General features: G+C 62.7%; 17 protein-coding genes and 1 pseudogene. 5 read left to right on the top strand and 13 right to left on the bottom strand.

The window, feature by feature from the left end; genetic code table 11:
- Position 1: 1 nt before the first annotated feature.
- On the bottom strand, positions 2 to 649 hold the full coding sequence (locus MESAU_RS14230; RefSeq protein WP_015316724.1) for a ThuA domain-containing protein: 648 nt from the start codon (positions 647 to 649) through the stop codon (positions 2 to 4).
- 49 nt (positions 650 to 698) lie between these two features.
- On the bottom strand, positions 699 to 1,721 hold the full coding sequence (locus MESAU_RS14225; protein ID WP_015316723.1) for an LLM class flavin-dependent oxidoreductase: 1,023 nt from the start codon (positions 1,719 to 1,721) through the stop codon (positions 699 to 701).
- Between the two features lie 105 nt (positions 1,722 to 1,826).
- Between MESAU_RS14225 and MESAU_RS14220 the strand changes: the two genes are divergently transcribed.
- Positions 1,827 to 2,900 carry a CaiB/BaiF CoA transferase family protein gene (locus MESAU_RS14220; RefSeq protein ID WP_015316722.1) on the top strand — a complete coding sequence of 358 codons (1,074 nt, stop codon included), beginning with the start codon at positions 1,827 to 1,829 and terminating at the stop codon, positions 2,898 to 2,900.
- Positions 2,901 to 2,910: 10 nt separating this feature from the next.
- On the top strand, positions 2,911 to 3,411 hold the full coding sequence (locus MESAU_RS14215; protein WP_015316721.1) for a peptide deformylase: 501 nt from the start codon (positions 2,911 to 2,913) through the stop codon (positions 3,409 to 3,411).
- Positions 3,412 to 3,516: 105 nt separating this feature from the next.
- Here MESAU_RS14215 and MESAU_RS14210 read toward each other — a convergent pair whose 3' ends face one another.
- From MESAU_RS14210 to MESAU_RS14165, 10 genes are all read right to left on the bottom strand, one after another.
- Complete coding sequence (locus MESAU_RS14210) at positions 3,517 to 3,792, bottom strand: hypothetical protein (RefSeq protein ID WP_015316720.1); 276 nt, start codon at positions 3,790 to 3,792, stop codon at positions 3,517 to 3,519.
- Positions 3,793 to 3,942: 150 nt separating this feature from the next.
- A complete protein-coding gene (locus MESAU_RS14205) occupies positions 3,943 to 5,439 on the bottom strand; it encodes an aldehyde dehydrogenase family protein (protein WP_015316719.1) in 1,497 nt (498 codons plus the stop codon).
- A 156-nt stretch (positions 5,440 to 5,595) separates the two neighbouring features.
- Entirely contained in the window at positions 5,596 to 7,011 is a 1,416-nt protein-coding gene (locus MESAU_RS14200; RefSeq protein WP_015316718.1) for an NAD(P)/FAD-dependent oxidoreductase, read from the bottom strand.
- A 1-nt stretch (position 7,012) separates the two neighbouring features.
- Positions 7,013 to 7,879 carry a PfkB family carbohydrate kinase gene (locus MESAU_RS14195; RefSeq protein WP_015316717.1) on the bottom strand — a complete coding sequence of 289 codons (867 nt, stop codon included), beginning with the start codon at positions 7,877 to 7,879 and terminating at the stop codon, positions 7,013 to 7,015.
- The gene (locus tag MESAU_RS14190; RefSeq protein ID WP_015316716.1) at positions 7,876 to 8,730 is read right to left on the bottom strand and encodes a sugar phosphate isomerase/epimerase family protein; all 855 of its coding nucleotides are present in this window, start codon (positions 8,728 to 8,730) and stop codon (positions 7,876 to 7,878) included. Before MESAU_RS14190 ends, MESAU_RS14195 begins: the two co-directional genes overlap by 4 nt.
- Before the next feature lie 19 nt (positions 8,731 to 8,749).
- Positions 8,750 to 9,601, bottom strand: coding sequence for a carbohydrate ABC transporter permease (locus MESAU_RS14185; protein WP_041163763.1), 852 nt, complete (start codon positions 9,599 to 9,601; stop codon positions 8,750 to 8,752).
- A gap of 5 nt (positions 9,602 to 9,606) precedes the next feature.
- Positions 9,607 to 10,566: a carbohydrate ABC transporter permease gene (locus MESAU_RS14180; RefSeq protein ID WP_041163386.1), complete on the bottom strand. Its 960-nt coding sequence runs from the start codon at positions 10,564 to 10,566 to the stop codon at positions 9,607 to 9,609.
- 4 nt (positions 10,567 to 10,570) lie between these two features.
- Positions 10,571 to 11,893, bottom strand: a complete 1,323-nt coding sequence (locus MESAU_RS14175; RefSeq protein ID WP_015316713.1) for an ABC transporter substrate-binding protein — start codon at positions 11,891 to 11,893, stop codon at positions 10,571 to 10,573.
- A 37-nt stretch (positions 11,894 to 11,930) separates the two neighbouring features.
- A complete protein-coding gene (locus tag MESAU_RS14170; RefSeq protein ID WP_015316712.1) occupies positions 11,931 to 12,944 on the bottom strand; it encodes an SIS domain-containing protein in 1,014 nt (337 codons plus the stop codon).
- Between the two features lie 187 nt (positions 12,945 to 13,131).
- On the bottom strand, positions 13,132 to 14,160 hold the full coding sequence (locus MESAU_RS14165) for a LacI family DNA-binding transcriptional regulator (RefSeq protein ID WP_015316711.1): 1,029 nt from the start codon (positions 14,158 to 14,160) through the stop codon (positions 13,132 to 13,134).
- A gap of 411 nt (positions 14,161 to 14,571) precedes the next feature.
- On the opposite strand from MESAU_RS14165, the pseudogene MESAU_RS30215 reads away from it, so the two are divergent.
- Both MESAU_RS30215 and MESAU_RS14155 read left to right on the top strand, forming a co-directional pair.
- A pseudogene (locus MESAU_RS30215) lies at positions 14,572 to 14,826 on the top strand (hypothetical protein); the annotation flags it as partial.
- 1,362 nt (positions 14,827 to 16,188) lie between these two features.
- On the top strand, positions 16,189 to 16,662 hold the full coding sequence (locus MESAU_RS14155; protein ID WP_015316709.1) for a hypothetical protein: 474 nt from the start codon (positions 16,189 to 16,191) through the stop codon (positions 16,660 to 16,662).
- A 74-nt stretch (positions 16,663 to 16,736) separates the two neighbouring features.
- On the opposite strand, the gene MESAU_RS14150 is transcribed toward MESAU_RS14155, so the two are convergent.
- Positions 16,737 to 19,112, bottom strand: a complete 2,376-nt coding sequence (locus tag MESAU_RS14150) for a putative bifunctional diguanylate cyclase/phosphodiesterase (RefSeq protein ID WP_245262983.1) — start codon at positions 19,110 to 19,112, stop codon at positions 16,737 to 16,739.
- Between the two features lie 244 nt (positions 19,113 to 19,356).
- On the opposite strand from MESAU_RS14150, the gene ligD reads away from it, so the two are divergent.
- Positions 19,357 to 21,129, top strand: a complete 1,773-nt coding sequence (gene ligD / locus MESAU_RS14145) for a DNA ligase D (RefSeq protein ID WP_015316707.1) — start codon at positions 19,357 to 19,359, stop codon at positions 21,127 to 21,129.
- Positions 21,130 to 21,305: the final 176 nt, after the last annotated feature.

Here is a 21,305-nt window from a genome sequence, read left to right as displayed (position 1 = left end):
GCTAGTCGCGCGCGGCCCACAGCAAACCGCGCTCCGTGATTAGCGCCATTTCCGGCACCGCGAACTCATCCGCCGTATGGCCAAGGGAACTGTAAAAAACCTTGCCCGCGCCATAGCGACGCTTCCAGACGACCGGCATGACCACGCCGTCGATCCCGGGAAAATGCGCGTCGGTAAAGGTGGTTGTCGCCAGCACCTCGTTGCCCGGGTCGACATGCATGTAATATTGCTCCGACCGGTAGGCGAAATCGCTGACGCCTTTCGTGACCGGATCGTCCGGCCGGGTGATGACGACATGGTAGTCGATGATGTTGCCGGGATGCGCGACCCACTGGCCGCCGGTCATGAACTGGTAGTCGGGCTCCGTGCGAAAACTGTCGCCCATCGTGCCGTGAAAGCCGCTGAGCCCGGTCCCCAGGCGAACCGCCTGCGTCAGGTTGTTCAGCTCGGCCTTTTCGATCGTCGACATGGTGATGACAGGCACGATGAGATCGAATGAAGCAAGGTTCGGATCGGCGAACATCCCTGTCCCCTCGCCGAGCGTGACCGCGAAGCCGTTACGCTCCAGCATGTCGCGGATGATCTTGGCGCTGCGCTCTGGCGTGTGGCCTTCCCAGCCTCCCCAGGCAATCAGGGCTTTCCTGGACATGCGGCAACCTCCCTCGATCCACTAGACCGACGACCGCTCCCCGCACGGGTCAGCGCCAGCCTAGCGCCGGCGCGACCTGGGTGAGGATCGCCTCGATGACATGGGCGTTGTAGTCGACGCCGAGTTGGTTGGGAACCGTAAGCAAAAGCGTGTCGGCCTCGGCGATCGCCTCGTCCTGCGCCAATTCCTTGATCAGCACGTCCGGCTCGGCGGCGTAGCTGCGGCCGAAGATCGCCCTGGTATTTTCCTCGATGAAGCCGATCTGGTCGCGGCTCTCATTGCCGCGCCCGAAATAGGCGCGGTCGCGGTCGTCGACCAGCGCGAAGATGCTGCGGCTGACCGAGACGCGCGGTTCGCGTTCATGCCCGGCCGCCTTCCAAGCCTCGCGATAGATGCGGATCTGCTCGGCCTGCTGGACATGGAACGGCTTGCCGCTCTCGTCGAATTTCAGCGTCGAGCTCTGCAAATTCATGCCGAGCTTCGCCGCCCATTCAGAGGTGGCGTTGGTCGCCGCGCCCCACCAGATGCGCTCGCGCAAGCCCTCCGAATGCGGCTCGAGCCTGAGCAAGCCGGGCGGGTTGGGGAACATCGGCCGTGGATTGGGCTGCGCGAAGCCTTCGCCGCGCAGCGTATCGAGGAACACCTCGGCGTGATGCCGCGCCATGTCGGCGTCGCTTTTGCCTTCCTGCGGCACATAGCCGAAATAGCGCCAGCCATCGATCACCTGCTCGGGCGAGCCGCGGCTGATGCCGAGCTGCAGCCGGCCGCCGGCGATGATGTCGGCCGCACCCGCATCCTCGGCCATGTAGAGCGGATTCTCGTAGCGCATGTCGATAACGGCCGTGCCGATCTCGATGCGGCTGGTCTTGGCGCCGACGGCCGCCAGCAGCGGGAATGGCGAGGCGAGCTGGCGGGCGAAGTGATGCACGCGGAAATAGGCTCCGTCGGCGCCGAACTGCTCGGCGGCGACGGCGAGATCGATCGATTGCAACAGCGCGTCGGATGCCGAACGCACCTGCGATTGCGAAGAGGGCGACCAGTGCCCGAATGACAGGAAACCAATTTTTTTCATGGTCCTGAAGTATATGCGGGCGGCACATGCTTCAATGGCGAAAGAACAGGGTTACACACCGTCGCCCTCCGCAATAGCTTAAACGCGCAACACCAGAGAGGATGGATGCTCAGGGGAATCCGCATCGTCGAGATCGAGGCGCTGGGACCGGCGCCCTTCGCCGGCATGCTTTTCGCGGACCTCGGCGCCGATGTCATCGTCGTCCACCGCAGGGAGCCGGGCGCGCCCCAGCGCTCGCTGCTCGATCGCGGCAAGCGCTCCATCGCGCTCGACCTGAAGAATATGGACGACGTGGCCCTGCTGACGCGCCTCATCGCCACCGCCGACGGGTTGATCGAGGGGTTCCGGCCCGGCGTCATGGAGCGTCTCGGGCTTGGCCCGGAGGTCTGTATCGCGGCCAATCCGCGCCTGGTCTACGGCCGCATGACCGGCTGGGGCCAGGACGGTCCGCTGGCCGGCACCGCCGGCCACGACATGAACTATATCGGCCTGTCCGGCGCGCTCTGGTACGGCTCCTTGCCGGGAGAGCCGCCCATGGCGCCACCGACGCTCGTCGGCGACGTCGGCGGCGGGGCGCTCTATCTGGTGATCGGCATGCTGGCCGCCATGATGAACGCGCGCGCCGGCGGCCAGGGCATCGTCGTCGACGCGGCGATCGTCGACGGCTCGGCCCATATGATGAACCTGCTGATGTCGCTCGCACAGTCCGGCGCGCTTGCCGCCGACCGCGGCCGCAGCCTTCTCGACGGACCGCATTGGTGCCGCGTCTACCGGACATCGGATGGCGGCTTTATCAGCGTCCAGTGCGTCGAGCCGAAATTCTACGCGCTCTTCCTCGACAGGCTTGGCTTGACCGCCGATCCGCAATTCGCCAGCCAGTTCGATCGCGACGTGTGGCCCGGGCTTTGCGACCGGCTGGCGGCGATTTTCGCCACGCGACCTCGCGACGAGTGGGTCAAGTTGTTCGCGGGCTCGGACGCCTGTGTCGGTCCGGTCTTCAGCCCCCATGAAGCGGCCCTGCATCCGCACATGGCCGCGCGCGGCACATGGCTGACAGTGGACGGTGTCCTGCAGACGGCGGCCGCGCCGCGCTTTTCGGGATGGGAACAAAAGACACCGGCCAAGAGCCCCATGCGCGGCGAACATGACGCAGAAATCCGCGCAGGCTTGCCGAGTTGAGGCGAGGTCCATGACAGTTCGGTCGATCGTAAAATTCCCCAATCCCCTCCTTCGCGCCGTGGCCCAACCCGTGGAGCTGTTCGACGACGATCTGCAGGCCTTGGCCAGCGACCTCATCGACACCATGCGCGCGGCCCCCGGAATCGGTATCACCGCCCCGCACATCGGCATTCTGAAACGCCTGGTCGTCATCCAGCTCCCTTCCGCGGCAAAACCGGCGATCTATGTCAATCCGTCCGTCGTCCAGGCCTCGACCGAAATGATCCGTCATGAGGAAGGCAGCGTTTCGATGCCCGGTGTCACCGACGACATCGAGCGGCACGCCCGCATCCGCGTTCGCTATCAGGATCTGGATGGCAATGAGCGGTTCGAGGACGCCGAGGGCCTGCTGGCGGTTTGCCATCAGCATGAGATCGATCAGCTCGACGGGCTGTTCTGGACGCACAGACTGACCCGCCTCAAGCGCGACCGGCTGATCAAGCGCTATGGCAAGCTGATACGAGCCTCGTAGACGCCACGGGGCGGATCGCAATGTTACGCCGGGCGCGTGGCCGCGCCGGCGGACCGTGTCACGTTCGCAACGTGCTAACCTGATCGCGGACGAAACGTCCGCCGGTCATTTTCCGCAGTGGTGATCGTTGATCTTGTTTATCGCAAAACCGTCCGGACCAGTCCGGTGGTAGGAGCAGGCTCCAGCGGCCGTTGTGAACAACTGCTGGTCATAGTAGCGCGGGCCGCCGAAGAGGAAGTCGATGAGATCGTCATTGGCGGGAACGTAGCGCTCCTGTTCGTCCTGGTGATGACGGTGCTTGGCGCCCGCGAAAGCCAACGAGGACATGCCGAAGCCCATCGCGAGAGCAAGAGCGCAGATCGCCAATCGTTTCGTCGTCATCGCAAACACCCTTCTGTTCGGGATTCGATCTTATATCGAAAATCGCCAGATGACGAAAAGTTCCTGAACAAGGGCCTTGCTCCGGCCGATGCGCGGCAGTCGGCGACGGGCCCGGACCGCGGGCGCCCTCACCTGAACATCGCCACGCCCTCAATCCGTCTGGATCCAGACGGATTTGGTCTCCAGATACTCGTGCAGATGCTCGATGCCGCCCTCGCGGCCATGGCCGGACATCTTCATCCCGCCGAAAGGCACGGCCGGATCGATGGCATGGTACATGTTGACCCAGACCGAGCCGGCCTTGATGCGGCGGGCTAGCTTGTGCGCGGTGCCGAGGTGGGTGGTGAAGACGCCGGCCGCAAGCCCGTAGGGCGTCGCGTTGGCGCGCGCGACGGCCTCGTCCAGCGTGTCGAACGGCATCGCTGAAATAACGGGTCCGAAAATCTCCTCCCGCGCGATGGTCATGGTGTCCGACACCGCGCCGAAAACGGTCGGCGCGATGAAGTTGCCGCCATCATAGAGTTCGCCTGTCAGCCGCGCCCCGCCGACGACCAGTTGGGCGCCTTCGTCGCTGCCGGCCTTGATGTAGCCTTCCACTTTGCCGGCCTGCCTGGCATTGATGAGCGGCCCGATTTCGGTCTCCGCCTCGATGCCGTGGCCGATGCGCAGTTTTCCGGCGAACTCCGCCAGCCGGCGCACGAATTCGTCATGGATCTCGCGCGCCACGAACAGGCGCGAGCCGGCAATGCAGATCTGGCCCGAATGCACGAACACCGCCATCGCCGCGATTGGGACAGCCTTGTCGATGTCGGCGTCGCGGCAGACAATGATCGGTGACTTGCCGCCAAGCTCAAGCGAGACGCGCTTGAGGTTGGTGACAGCAGCCCGCGCGATCGCTTGACCTGTCAGCGTCGAGCCGGTGAAGACGATCTTGTTGACGTCGGGATGTTCGGCGAGCCGCGCGCCCGCTTCGGCCCCGGTACCGGTGACGATGTTGACGACGCCGTCGGGCACGCCGGCTTCCTGCATCAGCCCGGCGATCAGCAGCGGCGTCAGCGATGCCTCCTCGGACGGTTTCAGCACGATGGTACAGCCCGTGGCGAGCGCCGGCGCGATCTTCCAGATCGAGGCCGCGGTCGGCGCGTTCCAGGGAATGATCGCGCCAACGACGCCAACCGGCTCGCGCCTTGTGAAGGTGACGATTTCGCCCGGAATGGAATTGTCGATCGCCTCGCCATGCAGCGCCGTCGCCATGCCTGCATAGAAGCGCAGCATGCCGATGACGCGGCGCCGGTTGGCCAGCGTGCGCGTGATCGGCAGCCCCATGTCGAGCGTGTCGCAAACGCTGAGCTCTTCCCAATGTGTCTCGAACAGGTCGGCGATCCTGAGCAGCACGCATTGCCGCTCATAGGGCGAGAATTTCGACCAGGGTCCTTCGAAAGCCGCGCGCGCCGCCGCGACCGCTGCATCGACATCGGCGGCTCCGCCACGCGGCACCGTCGCCAGCACCTCGCCGGTCGCCGGATTCAGCGCCTGCATCACCTCGCCGGACTGCGCTGCGACCCACTTGCCGTCGATGAACATCGGCCGGAATTCGCCATGGTAGAGCGACGTGGCCTTCGCCCTCGGGTCGAAATTCACCGTCATCCCTTCCTCCTCGCGAATTTCCGGGCAACTATTACTCCCGGCGCGGGCGACCTCAACAAGGAAAGCTGAAGGGCGTTCGGATAATCGGACCGCCAGCGTCCGCGCCCGTGTTCACCAGAAAGGCGCAACAACAGGTCCTTGCGGGTCTAAAGATGCCTAGCCCCCGCCGCCCGGCGTGCGTTCCGACAGGAATCGCGTTAGAGCGCCTGGCATCCCATTGCGGATCTCGACGTCGTTCCGGCGCGCGATCGCGGCGCGCACAAGCTTGGCGCCGAGATAGCGGAACGGTTCCGGAGGCATCGTCTTGCGCCGATCGAGCCCCACCAGCCCACTGCTGCTCCAGCGATCCTTCCGTTCCAGAACAAGGCTGGCGAGGACGCGGCCGCCGATTGGGGTCTGGGCAATGCCGGTCCCGTTGTAGCCCATGCCAAAGAAAATGTTAGGATGACCCTTCAAGTGATCGAAGACGGGGACATGCTCCGGCACGCAGTCGATCGGGCCCGCCCAATCATAGTCGATCGCCACCCCTCGCAGTTCGGGGTAGACGCGGGCCAGTTCGCGGATATTGTCCCGTCCGTGTTCGGGGCTGCGGTTGAAGCTTTGGCCGAAATTGCCCGCATAGGCGATGTTGCCGCTGCCGCGGCCGAAGACCACCCGGCCTTTCGGAGTGCGCTGGTAATAGAGGACCTGGCGCTGCGCGTCGCAGATGGAGGCTCCGTCTCGCCAGCCGATCCGGTCGAGCAAGTCAGGGATTTCCGCGGTCGCGACCACCTGGCTCGCGACCACGTAAAGATGCCGTCGCAGTTCGGGCAGCGCCGACAGCCAGGCATTGGCCGCCAGCACGACCTTCCCGGCCCGCACCTCGCCCTGCGCGGTCCGGACCAGGCAGGTCCTGCCGGGCACGATTTCGGTGACGGGGCTGCGCTCATGGACGACCACGCCGCGAGCGATCGCCAGATCGCGCAGGCCGGTGGCCAGCTTGGCTGGATGCACGGTTCCGGCATTCGCCTCGACGACGCCGGCATAGGAGGCGGAAGACCCGGTCCGCTGCTTGATCTCCTCGCCGGTCAGCTGCCGGAAGCGGTTGGCCCCGGCTGCCTCGGCCATCGCGACAGCGCGGTTCCAGGCTCCCTCCTGGGCCAAGGAACTGGCCGTCCACAGCCAGCCGTCGAGCCGAAGATCCATATCGATCGTGCCGTCGCGTTGAAGTTTCTCCAGCTCTGCGATGGCATCGACGCTATCGGCGCAAAGCGCCCGCCCCTCCTCCTCGCCGACGACGGCGCTGATCTGATCGAGCTCGGCGAACCAGGAATGCACCTGTCCACCATTGCGCCCCGAAGCGCCGGAGCCGCACTGATCGGCCTCGATCACCATGACGCGGGTTTCGGGAGCCAGATCGCGGATCCGCAACGCCGTCCACAGCCCGGTATAGCCGCCGCCGACGATCACCACGTCGGCCTGCTCGCCGCCGACCAAGGGTTTGGTCGCCGGGGCAGCGGCAATGTCCTGCAGCCAGAACGACCGATCGGCTGTCGCCGCGACCGCCGGCTGTCTCATCCGTAAAGTGGCCATGTCAGACCCTCGTCTCGCGATTGATCACGTCGGCATATTTCAGCGGCAGCCAGTCGGGGATGGGGCGCGGTTCCTGCGGGAAGCCGCCGAGATGCGTGCAGGTCCTGCTGGCGTCGAGAGAGGCTTTTCGCATGGCATCGTCGGCATCGAGACCCGCGAAGCAGAACGCGGTGATGAAGGTGGCGATAAAGCTGTCTCCCGCACCGCACGTGTCCACGACGGCGGTCGGCGACGCCTCGACATGGCGAACGCCTTGGCTGTCGCCGAAATAGGCGCCGCGGCTGCCGCAGGTGAGCACGACCTGGCGCGCCCCGGCCGACCGCAGCGCGGTCATGAGGGGCTCGACCGGCACGCTCGGCTCGTCTGGACCGGACGCGAAGACCAGAGGCACGCCCTCCAGCGGCAAGGCCAGATGCGCGGTCGAGACGTCGAGACTGAACGGCACGCGCTCGCGAACCAGGCGGCGCACGAGATCCTCGTTGGCATTGGTGCCCAGATGCACCCAATCGGCTTTCGAAATGACCTGCCAGTTGCGCGGCGCGGGCATGTAATTCTCGCCGACGCCGAAGGATTCGAACAGGAAAGTACGGTCGCCCGACTGGTCGCGCAGCAAGGTTACAGCCGTGTCGCCGGAGATCATCTCGACATCGTTGCGGGACAGCCCGGCGGTCTCGATCTCGCGGAGCGTTATCTCGCCTTCAGGATCATCGCCAACGGCGCCGAAATAGCGTGCGCTCCAGCCATTGCGGCGCCATTGAACGGCCACGTTGAGGGCGTTCCCGCCCACGGTCAGGAGGTCCTTGTTGAGATAGACGTCGAGGCAGTTGTCACCGACGGCGACCAGATTGGGCGGTGCTCCTCCGGTCATGCTGCTGTCGGCGCCCGCGTCATGTGAGGCTCGATCGCCTTGAGATTGCGTGTCCACGCCGCGACCGGGTCCAGAGCATAGGAGCCATTTCCGAACGGCTCGAAGGTCAGTTTCCCCCGATAGCCCGACGCGGCGAGGTCGTCGAGGTACTGGCCGATCGGAAGCTTGCCGTCGCCCCAGACAAGATGCCCCGCCGGCAGCCCGTCGACGATCTGCACATGCGCGAGGCGCGGCCCGAACAGCCTGACATAGTCGGCCACGGTATCGCCGGCAGTGGCCATGCCGACGGTGTCCAGGACCACGTCCATAGTGTCGGCGCCGATCTGGTCGAGCATTTCGCGCAGGCCCGCCGCATTGGTGACGACGTTGGTTTCGACGCGTTGCAGCGGCTCGAGCAGGCAGCGCACGCCGAGCGAGGACGCATGGGCGGCGATCTCCGCGAGCGACTGGGCCGACCGTGCCCACGCCTCTTGCGGCGGGTCGTGTTCATATCCACGCCCGGACGTCAGGAACAAATATCGGGCGCCCAGTTCGGCGCATATGTCCGCCGCGCGGCAGAACCGCCTGACGCTGTCGCGGCGATATGCGCCGTCGCCCGACGCGATGTTGATCGGATAGATCACCTGCTCGGGCGTGAAGCACCAGACCGTCAGTCCGTTCTGCGCAAGTATCTCGCGAACCGATCGAACATGCGCGTCTGTCGCATGAAACAGGTCGAGATGCGGCGCGATGCCCCAAAGCTCGATCTCCTTGAAGCCGAAGCCGCGAAGGATCTCGGCAACGCGCTCGAATGCGTAATGCTGGAAGGCGAAGTTGGCCCCAATCAACTGGTCGACCTTGAATTGCGACATGGATGTCCTTCCCGGTGATTTATTTGCCGATGCCTTCGGAGAGGCCGCGGATGAAGTACCGCTGTGCGGCGAAGAAAAGCAGGACGATCGGCAGGGCCGAGATCGTCATCGCCGCGAAGACGACGCCGTAATTGGTGCCGTTCTTGGACATCAGCGAGGTGAGGCCGACGGGCAGCGTCTGCACCGCCGATCCATTGGTGAAGACCATCGCGAACAAATACTCGTTCCAGGCAAACAGCACGTGCAGGATGATGCAGGAGATGATGATCGGCTGGCACAGCGGCAGGATGATGCGCCAGAAGATCTGCCCCTCGCTGGCGCCGTCGATGCGGGCCGCCTCGTCGAGATCCTTCGGCAGCCCAAGCATGTAGGCGCGGATCAGGAAGGTGCTGAACGGAATCCGGAACGCCGTGTAGAGGATGATCAGCGCCCAGTAGGTGTTGTAGAGGCCGATGGCCTGCAGCATCCGCACCAGCGGGATCAGCGCCACGGTCGGACTGAGCATGAGGCCGCCAAGAACCAGACCGACGATAAGCGGCTTGCCGGGCATTGGCGTTCGCGTCAGCCCGTAGGCGGTCCAGGCGCTGATCAGCACCGTGCAGATCGCTGAAGCGACGGTCACCAGCAGGCTCGAGACCAGATAGTCGCGGACGCCCCGGTTCCAGGCCTGCACATAATTGCCCCAGGTCCACCGCGACGGCAGCGCGAACGGGTCGCCGAAGATCTGCCCATTATCCTTGAAGCCGTTGAGCGCCATCCAGACCAGCGGATAAAGCACGACGATGCCGAGACAGATCAGGAACGAGTACAGAAAGGCTTTCGCAAGAGCGCTCCCGAAGGCCGGGCGCGCGGTCCGCCCGCTGGCCGCCATCACCGTCACAGCTCGACCCTCCGGCGCCTGGTGTACCAAAGCTGGGCCGCTCCGGTGATCATGGTCACGGCGAAGATCACGGCGGCGATCGCGGCGCCGTAGCCGAAATTGTTCTGGATGAAGCCCTGCTGGTAAAGCCATGTGCCAAGCACCTGGCTGCGGTTGTTGGGGCCGCCGGCGGTCATGACCATGACCTCGTTGAACACCTGGAACGCGCCGGTGATGGTGACAATGATCATCAGGCCGGTCATCTCGCGGGTCAGCGGCAGCGTCACGCTCCACAGCCTGCGCAGCGGTCCGGCTCCGTCCATGACCGCGGCATCATAGAGATCGCGCGGAATCTTCTGGATCGCGATCGCGAACAGGAGCGTCGAATAGCCGAAGCCCTGCCACTGGCTCATCGCGATGATCGCGTAGATCGCCGTGTGCTCGCCGCCGAGCCAGGGCTGGATGAGTTGTTCCAGGCCAATGCGCCTGAGCCCGGCGTTCAAGAGCCCGATATCCGGCTGGTAGATGAAATAGAACAGCAGGCCGGTCACGGTGATCGAGATCGCGGAAGGAATGAAATAAACCGCCCGCCAGAAGCGCCTTTGCCGCTCGCTGCCCAGCCCCTCGATCAGCGCCGCCAGCACGAAGGCGCCGCCGACCTGGAAGACGATGGAGATCAACGCGTAGAGCGTGTTGTTCCACAACGCCACCCAGACGACCGGGTCGTGCAGCAGCCGCTCATAATTGGCGAGACCGATATTCGTGGTCTCGCCGGTAAAAATATCCTCGTCGGTGGTGCTGACGATGAAGTTGTCGACGATCGGGTAATACACGAACCAGCCGACCAGGATCACCGCAACGGCGACCCACCGGAGCGAGCCCCAGTGGCGGAACCGGCGGCCGGCTTTCGCCGCCGGCTCGCCCTTGGCGTTGCTCAAGGCAGCGCCTTCCATTCTGGCCAGACCGGGATTCGCCATTGGCCTATTTCGATGCCGCGGCCGCCTGCTTGACCTGCTCCATGACCTGTTCCGGCGTCATCGAGCCGCCGGTGAGGGCCTGGAGGCTGGACAGCCAGGCGGAGGCCACGCGCGGCGGGTTCACCGTGTCCAGCCACGGCATCAGGTAGGAAGCGGAGGCGATCTCCTTGAGGCCGGCCACGACGGAAGGGTTCATGTTGGCTTCCGACGCCCCGGCGATGGTCGCGCTGGGCTGCCCGTAGGGCGGAGCCGAGAGCACCTGGCCATTCTGCTTGGACGTGACGAATTTCATGAAGTCGATCGCCAGCGGGATGTTGCTGGAGGCGGAACTGATCATATAGCCCTCCGGCGCGCCTTCGATCGCTTTCGCGTCGCCCTTCGCGCCGTTCGGCACAGGCAGGATGAAGAAGCCCAGATCGGATACTTTCAAAGCGGAATCCGCCGACGCGCTCTGATCGAACTCGATGATTTCCTGGTAGTACATGGCCGATTTCGTGTTGCTGAAGGTCTGGATGGCCGACGAATAGGAGGTGCCGTTCACCGAGGCGCCGCCATCCGTGCAACTGTCGATGAGCTGCTTGTACTGGGTGAGCGCGGCGACATAGCCCGGGTCGCTATAGTCCGCCGTGCCGGGGTCGAAATCCTTCTCGAGTACCGCCTGCGGAACGTCGTAGGCGAGCAGCTGCCCCACATAGTGGATTGCCGGCCAGGCTTCCTTGTTGCCGAAAGAGATCGGCGTCATGCCCGATTTCCGGATCGTCTCGCAGGACGACAGGAGCTCCTCGAAGGTTTTGGGCGCGCTCAGGCCGAGCTTGGAGAAAGCCTGCTTGTTGTAGCCCATGAACTTTGCGTCGAGATAGAGCGGAATACCGTAGTATTTGCCATTGTACATGAAGGCCTGAACGGCCGCCGGGGTCAGTGTCTTGCCCCACTCGGTATCGGGCCCGATGACCGGGGTCAGGTCGACGGCGCGATGGCCGCGCACGAAATTTCCGCCCCAGCTGCCGGTCCAGGAAAAGTAGATGTCCGGGAGCGAGTTCGACGCGACCAGCGTTTTGGTCTTGTCCTTGACGCTGTCGTCGCTTTCCTGGATGAGTTCGACCTTCACGCCGGGATGAAGCTTCTCATAGTCCTGGGCGACGCCGACAAAATACGGCGCCAGCTGCTGCGCGCCGAATTTCGTCAGGACCGACAGCGTTCCCTGGTAATCGACCTTCGCGTTCGGATCGGCCTGGACCGCCTCGGCGCCGATACCTTGTCCCATTGTCAGGCCCAGTGCCGATGCCGCGGCAAGCGCGGCGATTGCCGCCTGTGTTGAATATTTCATGATCAGTTCCCTTCTTCGTTTTTATGAGGTGAGGTGATCAGTATTCGACGCGCTTGTAGTAGCGGCGCGTCGTCAGCGGGTGATTGCGCAACACTTCCAGATGCGCGCTCACCCGTTCCAGCAACGTCGCCAGCACGATCGGCGAGATCAGCTTGCGGACAGCAGGCGAGATACCGGGCAGTTCGACCGACGCGGCATCGAGAACGTGCACCTTGTCGGTGTATCGCTTGATGAAATTCTCGACGCGATCACCCAGCGGACGGCTGGCATCTTCCCCCTTGAATAGGAATACGCTCACACCCGGTTCGACCAGCTCCAGCGTGCCGTGGAAGAAATCGGCGGCATGGACCGGTCTGGTCCTGATCCACTGCATCTCTTCCAGAATGCACATGCCGTAATAGTAGGCTTGCGGCCAGACGGAGCCGGCGCCGGTGAAGATGTGATAGGTTTCGTTCTTGATCGTGTCGGCGAGTTTCGCCGCGCTGTCTTCATAGGCCGCCTTTGCCCCAACCAGCAGTTCCGGCAGTCTCTTGAGCTCGGCCACCGTGGCGTCGAAGTCCTCGTATTCGCCGCGCTCCGCCAGCAGTGCCAGCACGATCAGCAGCGACTGCAGATAGAAGGACTCCGAAGAGGTGTCGTCCTCCGCGAAGTTCGTGAAGGTGAAATCGGCTTCCCTGGCAAGTGGCGTGTCGGAATGGCCGGTGAGCGAGAGCGTGCGCACGCCTCTCTGCTTCAGGAAGGAAAGCAGCTGCACGCTTTCCCTGGTCGTGCCCGACAGCGACGGGATGACCACGAGCGACTTCCGGTCCAGCCCGGCGGGCGGATCAAGCACGACCTGCGCCGGATATTCTCCCCGCACCGGGAAGCTCGTCCGGCGCTCGGCCAGCTCGATCGCTGGAAGGGTCAGAAGCTGCACGCCACCGGTCCCCATGAAATAGAGCCGCTCGACGCCATCCGCGAGCAGCCGGTGCATGAGCGCCCTCGCCTCTCCGGCGAAGGAGACGGCTCCGCTCTGGATCTTGATGAAGCGGTCTTTGTCCAAATTGAGCATGCAGGTCTTCCTCGTATTTCGCTGCGGCAGGGCGTCCGCTCGTTGCAGGCACCGCCGGCGATCGCCGCGGCCACCATCGATCAGGCTGATTGTGAGATCGATCTCACATATTTAACGCACGCATTTCAGAGGTTGGCAAGCCCCCTCGCATGACCAATTCGCGGAAGAGCCTATTTGGATCGGGCGATCAGCGCCCGTGCAGCCGCGAGACCGAGCCGCGAACGATGAGACGGGTCGGGAAGCGCGTGTGGCGCGGGGCCAGCTTCTTGCCGGCCAGGCGGTCGAGCAGCATTTTGGCGGCAAGCGGCCCTATTTCGGCTGTCGGCTGCGCAATGACGGTGATCTGGGGATCGGTGAAGGTGGCGAGGTTGAAATCGTCGAACCCGACCAGCGAAACATCATGCGGGATGGACAGTCCCATCGAGCGCAGGCCGAGCAACGCGCCTTGGGTCATCAGGCTGTCCACGGTGAACAGGGCGGTCGGACGATCGCGGCGGCTGAACAGTCGAATGGTGGCTTCGACAGCATGTTCCACGGTCGAGCGTGACACGCTGACCAGCGACGGGTCGAGGGCAATGCCATGCGCCGCAAGCGAGTTCTGGTAACCGGCAAGGCGCTCCTGCGCGGTGAAGATGCGCGATTCGTCCCGCAACAGGCCGATGCGCTCATGGCCATTGGCAACCAGGTAGTCCACGGCCGCGCGCGCACCGCCTTCATTGTCGACGACGACGCTGTCGCAGTGCACTTCCTTGACGACACGGTCGATCAGCACGACCGGCGTGCCCTCACGGGCGAGCTGCACGATATGCTGGCTGTCCGTCGCCGAGGTCGGCGCGAGAATGAAGCCACGGATGCTGAGCGAACGCAGGCTTTCGAGCAGTTCCTTTTCCTGTTCGACATTCTCTTCGCTGCTGGCGATCAGAAGATTGTGGCGATGCCTGCGCAGTTCCGCCTCGATATCATGGGCAATGCGCGCGAAGAACGGATTCTGGATGTCGCCGGGAATGAAGCCGACGATCGGCAGTTGCCCGCTGCGCAGGGCCTGCGCGACGAGGTTGGCGCGATAGCCCAGTCGCTCGGCGGCTTCCAGCACGCGCAAAGCCGTACCGTCGCCGACGTAACCATAACTGTTGAGCGCCCGCGCCGCCGTGGCGCGCGAAACGTTGGCCGCGGCGGCCACGTCTTTCAGGGTGATCCCTTTCTGCGTCACGATCATTGTGCTCCCGGGACGGTAATATCCCGTTTGGCGAACCCGCGGGCGAACTTGCCCGTACGCTATTGGTAAATAACAACAATGGTGGGCCCGGAGGGTGTGAATTTCCCCAACAAATACAATGGCTTGCCGGATGGCTAGCCAACCCGTATCCTTCGTATGATCTCGTATGGTCTGGCGAACCTTCGGACCAGGAGAAGGGCTAGTGTTCAATGCAAGGCGTGTCTCTACCTTATCCTACAAAAAGAGTCGATAAAGGCTTGTTGACCAAAGGGAAGCTCGACTGGTTGGGGCCGAACGACCGTCCGCTGTTGTGTAAGGTCAGCGGATAGCTGCCATTCGGCAACCGTCCAACTTGGCGACGTTGGGACTAATGGAGCAGCCATGAAAAGGCACGCCGCAAAAAGGCTTCGCCAGGCCGAGCGGATGAACCGCACGATCAAGGACGCCGCCGTCAAGGTCTACCACGACGAAGATCTGGAAAGCCTGAGGCCCCATGCCCTGGCCTTCGTCACCGCCTAGCGCGCCAAACAGCTCAAGGCGCTGCAGTGGCGACCACCCCTCTACCAGGTCATCTGCGATGCATGGACAAACGATCCATCAATCTTCAAGGTCAACCCGCACCACCTCATTCCGGGACCACGCGCCTGGTGGGGGCCAGTTGACTGAAAAAAGGGGGAAACATTGAGCCGCATTTGGGTAACGGTCGTCGCAGGTATCTGCTTCACAATATCGACTGCTTCAGCCGGGCAGGGAGAGCAGCAAAACATCAGTTACTTGGCACGTATGGCAGACGGAAAATTGCATCGGGCTGCAACCATTTCAGGTAACATCTATGGCGTGTTGAAAAAGTGCCCGGCGCTGAGACCTAGCGAAAGTGGAAAAGCTATGATGGCTGTCTCCATCCTTTTGTACCACGGGCTAGATAAGCTCTTGGCGCCTGATCGGGACAAATTCGAAAGGGCTATCCGCGTATTCGAAGGCGCTTACCACAGGGCCGCTGTGAGGAAGGTTGATTGCCAAGCCGAGAAGGCCAAAGATCGAGATAATTACCTGTAGATGTTTCGCTGTTAGGCGCTAATCCAGATCGCGGGAACTATGAGCCGTGGCGCCGCGCCTTTAACACGCGTTGGCGGGCCGGTCGTTTTACCCCCCGGAAACCCGGCCACACGCTGTGAGCGCATCGATTAAGCTTGCCCACGGCAGATTCGTGCACCCGAAGTCCTTCACAGGTGCCCGCAGTTCGGGTGATGGCGCGACCCAGAAAGTTCGAAAAGCTTTCAAGAACCAAGAACCCCAGGCAGTGGCCAATTGTAGAACAGCCTATCGACCGCTTCGGGGCGAAAGCTGTCTGCTGTCGAAATCATTCAGGGTGAAGCGGACATGCCGAAGGCGGCGGGCGCCAACATGGTATCCGCGCGCGACAAAGAGGAGTAGAACATGGAGGAAAAGGTGCGGCGAAGATGCTGAGGGCGACGCCGGAAGGTGAAGCCGGCCGCGACAACCCCACGGCCCCAGCGGTTGCTAGTCGACATTGGCGGCCCCCCTTTAAGCTGTTGATAAAATAAAGCCTCTGCTAGTCGTAGGAGAAGGGCTAACCTTCAATGCAAGGCGTGTCTCGACCTTTCCTAAAAAGCCGGGATCGTTCCCGACGGCCACATCAACAGCGGACAACCGTCACGCCACGCCTTGCTACTTTCGCAAGCCGCGCCGCGAGCAGGCGAGCGTATCGTTATGTTGGCGCTGGTGCCGGCTACTATTCTGCCATCAGCGCGAAACCCGTTGCCGCGTCCGACAAGGTGACGGCGATCGCGTCCTGCCGGGGGTTGCTGCGGGGCAAAGGCAAACCTCACCTATCGAAACGACCACGACGCGCGTACCGGGATGTTCCCAGTTCCTAATGGAACAAACAGCGCCACGTCAGATTTGAAAAGGTCCGCTGGCTTTGGAGCCGCGGATGCTGGCCCTCCGCCACGGCCGGCGGGTCTGCGCCCGGCATGGCGCAGGCCACAAGACGACAGGATTACACCCATGAAACGTCTGCTCTATTTTCTGCTCAGCTTGGCCACTATGATCCCCACTTCCCTGCTGGGTGCTGAACAATGGGAGGGGTTTGGGATCAAGCGTCTCGGATTCGTATTCGACGTCCCCCCGGGGTTTGTGCTTGCCCAGCGCTCCGATCAAGGAGCAGCCTTTGAGGGCAAAAACAAAGCATTTCTTGCGGTCTGGGGGGCGCAACTCGGCAAGGCAAGCTTTCGCACCGAGATCGAGCATCGCATCGCCGTGAACGAGAACGACGGCTGGAAGGTGACCTACAAGCGAGTGACCCCGCAGTGGGCGAGCTATTCGGGACTGAAGGACGGTCAAATCCTGTATGTCCGGGCTATTAAGATCTGCGGGGACAGAGCGGCATTGTTTACGGTCAACTATGCTCGCAACGAGAAGGTCCCCTATGATCCGCTTATCGTTCGCATGGTCAAATCACTGAAGGTCCAGGGCTGCTAAGCCGGCCCGGTGGATGGCCCCGTCATCCAGCCGCTGCGGATGGCAGCTTCTGTGGCTCGCCACCGCTGGGCTTCCTAAGCGGAGGCGCGCGCTGATACGCCCCCGAAAAGCTCTTGAAGATCCCCCTTGGGCAGTGGCCTGGACAGCAGAAAGCCTTGGAGCTGGTCACAGCCGAGCTTGCGCAAGTAATCGCATTGGCTTTCGGTCTCCACCCCTTCGGCAGTGGTGCTAAGTCCGGTCGCGCGGGCCAGGTTGATAATCGCCTGAACGATGGCCTCGTCACCGTTGGAGTGACCAAAGCCCTGCACGAAGCTTCGGTCGATCTTGATCCTGTCGACTTCCAGCGTCTGCAGTCTTCCCAAGGAGGAGAAGCCGGTGCCGAAATCGTCGAGTGCAAAGCGCACCCCGATGCTGCGCAGAGCCTCGATGTTGTTTCGGCATTCGCTCCGGCGCTCCGACAGAGCACTTTCGGTAACTTCGATTTCGAGCCGCCGCGGATCCATGTGCGTCTCCAACAAGATACTGGTCACTCGCATGGCGAAACTGGGATTGTTCAGCTGCAAGGCCGACACATTCACAGCCAAGGTCTCGATGGGCCAATCCACCGCGTCAAGGCACGCCTGTCTGAGAACCAGTTCGCCAAGCTTTTCAATCAGCCCTGCTTCCTCGGATAGCGGTATGAACAAATCCGGTGCAACCCAGCCCCGCTCCGCATCAGACCAGCGGGCCAGCGCTTCGACACCGGTCATCCTGTTTGTGTCGGCGGCGTATAGCGGCTGATAGTGGACCTGGATCCGGCCGGTCGCATCCAGCGCGTTGCGCAGGTCCTGTTCCATGCCCTTGCGCATGGCCAGCGTCAGATCCATCTCGTGTCCAAAGAAGGCGTAGCTGCTGCGGCCCCCGGCTTTGGCATGATAGAGCGCCACGTCGGCTTTCCGCACCAACTCGACCGTGTCCACCCCGTCCTTGGGTGCAACCGCTACCCCGACACTTACGCCGACAAAGACTTGCACCCCGGCGACCTCGAACGGCCGACGGGCAGACTCGATCAAATGCTCGCATAGCGCCTTGACGTCGTTCTCGCCGCCAACCGCGCGTCGGATGATGATGAATTCATCGCCACCAAGACGCGCCACGGTGTCGGCTTCAGTCGTCAGCCGTCTTAGCCGGTCCGCGAACTCCCTGAGCAGCTCGTCACCCGCCGGATGGCCAAAGCTGTCATTAACCTGCTTGAAGCGGTCGAGGTCGAGGTAAAGAATCGCGAGTTGCTCGCCCGTCGACGGCAGGCGCGCCAGCGCATCTGCCAGACGCTCGTTGAACTGACCGCGATTGGGCAGCGCTGTAAGCAGATCGTTGTGAGCGAGGTGGTAGATTCGGTCCTCCGTCTCGATCAGCTTCAACGTCCGCTTGCGAAAGCCTATCAGGGCCATGATGACACCCGCCAGCACCAGACCAAACAAGGCGACGAGAACGGGCACGAGTTGCAAGAGGACAAAGGCTCCCGGGCGGTATGGCCGCCAAACGAAGAAGCCGATAGGTCCAGATCGGTCGACAACGGGATACGAAGCCTCGCCGGAAGCAAGGTTACTGTCCCAGGAGAATCGGGCGCCATCGAGCAGATAGTCTTGCCGCAAGGAGGTAAGAAAACTGCCGTCGAGATAACGAACGGCCACATGCAGGAATTCCTGGCCTGGCACCTGCGCGATGTGGCCACTGTCGGAAACCACAGGTTTGATACTGACGACCGCGGGATGGCCGGCGATAACGGCCATGTCGGACGCACCTATGGTGAGCACCTGTTCGGTAACACCTTCGGTGTCCCCTCGTTTCAGTCTCGCTCTCAACGTCTGGACGAGAGGCTCCGTGGTCGCGTGTATGGCGCGGTAGCTGCCAGGGTCAGCGGTCGAACCGTCGGTGAACGCATAAACGGGCGCATCATTGGCATCGAGAATATAAACCTGGTCATGACCGAAATAGGTATGCATCCAGCTGCCGAGATTGGTATCAAGCCATTTCGCATCGCCGCTGCGCAGCGCTTTAACGGCGTCGTCCCAAACCGTTACGCTTTCCTGATCATGTGCCACTGCGCTCTCCAGCTTGGAGATAATCAGTGCAACCAGGCTTTTCTGCCGCGCCGCGGCGACGCGGTCGGTCTGGATCGTGGACCAAAGCAATAACCCGGTGGTGATCGCAGCAATGAGCAGTGTCAGCGCGATGACGGGCAAAGCCGTTCGCACCATGAAGAGACGACGGGTCGGCTCGGCAAAATGTCGCAGCAGTTTCATGAGATCGCTATAGGCGATGAAGACTTCTGGACCGTTAAAAGGCCTGCGCGAGAAGCCCGGGTGCGTGCCCTTCCCCGGCAGCCTGGCGTTCGGGGTCGCCGCATCGCGCGGAGCAGCGGCGACGAAAGTATGAAAACCAGCGAGAGCCGGACGCTGCGGGGGCACCGAACTGCGCCGGCATCTGGGACCGCAAACCTGCCTTTCAGATCAACCGATCCGCGTCTCGGTTCGTCGGTCGGGACGTATCGCGCGGTACCAAGCGCCTGGTGAAATTGCGCGGCTAGGTTAGTAGCGCGACCTGTCTCTCAGCGGACACATCGCCATTGCCGGTATATGCAATTTCGCTAAAATTATCGGAACTCATTGCCGTCTCACGTTTTGACTCCCCATTCCAGGAGTTCGGGTGCGCATGGGTAAGACCGAAGACCGGCTGTCGTTTATCGAGTTCCAATCGCCAACGTTGGTCGAGAAGGCTCCTGACGGCGGCAACTGGCTTCACGAGATCAAGTATGACGGATACCGGACCCAACTCATTGTGGAGGGCGGAACAGCGCGAGCCTTCACGCGCCGGGGTTACGATTGGTCCCGGCGGTACACGAGAATCGTTCAGACGGCGGCGAGCCTGCGGGCAAAGTCCGCGATCATCGATGGGGAGGCTGTTGTTCTGGGCGAGACAGGCCTTCCGGACTACCAAGCGTTGGAACGGGAGCTGGGCAATCCGGGTTCGCCGAGGCTCATCTTCTACGCGTTCGACCTGCTTCACCTGAACGGCAGCGATCTTCGGCAGCAACCGCTTTTGGAACGCAAGACCGCCTTGGAGAAGCTGCTCAAAGATTCAGCGCCGACGCTGACCTATGCAGAACATCTTGAGGTGAGCGGCAAGGACATGTTCGCGCATGCCTGCCGCATGGGCTTGGAAGGCATAGTGTCAAAGCGCGCCGATTCCCCCTATCGCTCCGGCGTCCAGACAAGCTGGGTCAAGGTCAAATGCATCAAGAGCGACACCTTTCCTGTAGTGGCTTTCGTCGAGAAGCTTGGCGCTCGGCCGCGCCGGATCGCCTCGCTCTACATCGGCAGGCGCGAAGGCGACCGGCTGCTTTATGCCGGCAAAGCCCAGAGTGGCTTCAGCTTGAGCATCGCGCGACAGGTCCGGGAGCGACTGGACCCGCTGATTGTCGACAACTCGCCATTGTCGGACCCGATCGACAAGCCCAAGGCCACATGGGTCAGGCCGGACGTTCTGGCCGAGGTGCAGTTCAGCAGCGTCACCGACCGCGGCATCTTGCGCGAAGCGGTATTCAAGGGCCTTCGTGAAGATCTCGTCGCGATCCCCGCAAAGCCGCCCGCCGCATCGAAGCGGCGGAACAGGGCCGAGGGACACGCAGTGCCCCCTGAGAACGTTCTTCAGCTCCTGCCTGACGCGGTCTCGCCGTCCAAGGAAGCCCTTATGCGCTACTGGGAACAGGTTGCCGAGCAAGCGCTGGTCCATCTCGGCCACAGACCACTGAAGCTGGTGCGCCACGCGAGCGGGACCACTTTCTATCACAAGGGTCCCTTGCCGGATATCCCGAGCGCCGTGCACCAGCTGCGCATCAGAAAGCGCGAGGGTGGGGAGGGTGTGCGCGTGTGGGTGGATGATCTCGCCGGTTTGCTCGGGCTGGTCGAGATGGATGCTATCGAACTTCATCCGTGGAACGCCACCATCGACGACATCGAGCGGGCCGACCGCGTCGTGCTGGACCTCGACCCTGGCGAGGGCGTCGAGTGGGAGCAGGTGATCGAAGCGGCGCTGGCGCTTCGCGACATCCTGGAGGCTTCAGGTCTGAAGAGTTGGGCCAAGGTGACCGGCGGTAAGGGCATCCATGTGATGGCTCCTCTTGAGACCAAGATGACCCACGACAACGCGCGGCAACTCGCCAAATCGCTTGCCCGGTGCCTCGCTGACGCACATCCTGACCGCTACCTCTTGTCTGCTGCGCCGGCGGCAAGAACGGGACGTATTTTCATTGATTACCTTCGCAACGGAAGAGGCAACACGGCCGTGGGCGCGTTCTCACCACGCGCACGCCCCACATTTCCGATCGCCCACCCTGTGACATGGGGCCAGGTTGAGCGGGGGGTGCGTCCAGACGCCTTCACCATGGATCACCCATTCAAGGCAGCCATCAGGAAAGCAGCCTGATTGAACGAGATAAAGCCAATGCCGCTGTGTTGTGTCAGTGCTGTCCAATTTTGCCGCCGCCGCCCTGATCGACAAGCCGGCACATGCGTCGGGGCGGCTGCAGGCTGCGGTCGCAGCCGTTCTAACCAATCCTCATGTCCATCGGAGGGGGAGAGCACCGCGGCGCAACCTGAGCG

This window comes from Mesorhizobium australicum WSM2073 (assembly GCF_000230995.2).
Lineage (GTDB): Bacteria > Pseudomonadota > Alphaproteobacteria > Rhizobiales > Rhizobiaceae > Mesorhizobium > Mesorhizobium australicum.
This window is presented reverse-complemented; position numbering and strand designations above follow the sequence as displayed.